This is a genomic window from Mesorhizobium sp. M7A.F.Ca.CA.004.12.1.1 (genome assembly GCF_003997835.1).
Classification (GTDB): Bacteria; Pseudomonadota; Alphaproteobacteria; order Rhizobiales; family Rhizobiaceae; genus Mesorhizobium.
The window spans coordinates 1-1,426 of the sequence record NZ_RZRK01001143.1 but is presented as its reverse complement, the minus strand read 5'-3'; the positions used below and the strand labels follow the sequence as shown (position 1 = coordinate 1,426).

Below are 1,426 nucleotides of genomic sequence, written 5' to 3'. Positions count from 1 at the left end.
CACCGACCCCCGCTTCGCCGCGCACCATCCAGCTCTCGTCGAGCATATATGTGGCGGAAATCGAAAAATCGGCGCGCTTCAAACCGGCACCGGCATCATAGCGCGCCAGCCCCGAGCGAGCCGATTGTTCGGGCGTGACACCAAAATAGGCCTGCATGTAATTTTCGTCGGCGAAGACGGCGGACGCGCTGGCGCCGATCATCAACGATTGAGACAGAGGCCGGGTCACCTCGATCCCCACCCTGCCCTCAAGGCCATCGCTGCCGCCGATGGTCTTGTCGAGTTGCGCGAATATTTCGGCCGGACCGAACTTCGCCGCTGCCTTCACGCCGACCGTCGCGCCCATGTCGACGTCCCCCAAGCCGCGCAGATGGTCGGAGTCGTCTTCCTTGCGGCCCATCTCGTAGCCAAGCCGAGCGCTGAACGCGAACGGTCCTTGTTCATAGACGGCGATGTTGGCACCTGTCGGGTCGATCGTCACCGTGTCGAGGAATGTCGCCGTGACGAAAGGCACCGGCATGATCTTGAACTCATTGCTGCCTTCGTATTTGGGGACGATGATGGCGCCGCCGCCGACCACGACATGCCAGTCGGACAGCTTCTGTTCGAAACGCCCGAAACGGGAAGGCTCGGGCGGCAGGGTAAAATCATCGGAATTCACCGCAATGGCGTCTGCCGCCAGCGCGCCCTCCGAATGCGTCGAAAGCAGGATTGCCATGGCCGCGAGAGATGCCCGGCCGGCCAACAGTCCAGAGTCAATTTTGGCGAACATGCGCGCTCCAGTATAGCGAGGCAACGAGCCTCCGATGGCGCCAACATGTCAGGTGAAAGTGGCCGCATGCGTTAAGTGATGTTAAGTTTTGTTGCGCAATCGTGGTTTCATCTTGCCGTATGAGAAAGCCGTAGCGACGATCTGCCGTGGGACGTCTCGCGATCGGGGAACAGAACTGTTTCAATCCCGGCCAGAACAGTTCTAATGTCTGCGCTGGAGCAATGTGGGCGGTGTATGGGGAACACAAACGACGACGACGAGCGGAGTTTCTTCTCCGAAGCGCCGATGCGGCCTGCGGCGAAAGCCAAGGCGACGCTCGACGAAAAGCCGCATTACCTCGGTCACCGCGACCGACTGCGCGAGCGTTTTGCCCTGGCGGGTCCGGACGCCCTGCCCGATTACGAACTTCTGGAACTTCTGCTTTTTCGCCTGATCCCTCGTGCCGACACCAAACCGGCGGCCAAGGCGCTGCTGGCGCGCTTCGGCACGCTGGCCGAAGTGCTCGGGGCGCCGGTTGGCCTCTTGCAGGAAGTCAAGGGCATTGGCCCTGCGGTGGCGCTCGATCTCAAGATCGTCGCGGCAACCGCGCAGCGCATGGCGCGCGGAGAGGTGCAGGGTCGCGAAGTCCTCTCGTCCTGGACACAGCTTCTTGCC

General features: G+C 61.9%; 2 protein-coding genes. One reads left to right on the top strand and one right to left on the bottom strand.

All coding sequences use genetic code 11. The features are described from left to right. Positions 1–772, bottom strand: a 772-nt coding sequence (locus tag EN984_RS34525) for a MipA/OmpV family protein (protein WP_164765919.1), incomplete at its 3' end; no start/stop codon positions are given. A gap of 234 nt (positions 773–1,006) precedes the next feature. Between EN984_RS34525 and EN984_RS34520 the strand changes: the two genes are divergently transcribed. Further along, the coding region (locus EN984_RS34520) for a UPF0758 domain-containing protein (protein ID WP_164765918.1) at positions 1,007–1,426 on the top strand (420 nt) is incomplete at its 3' end.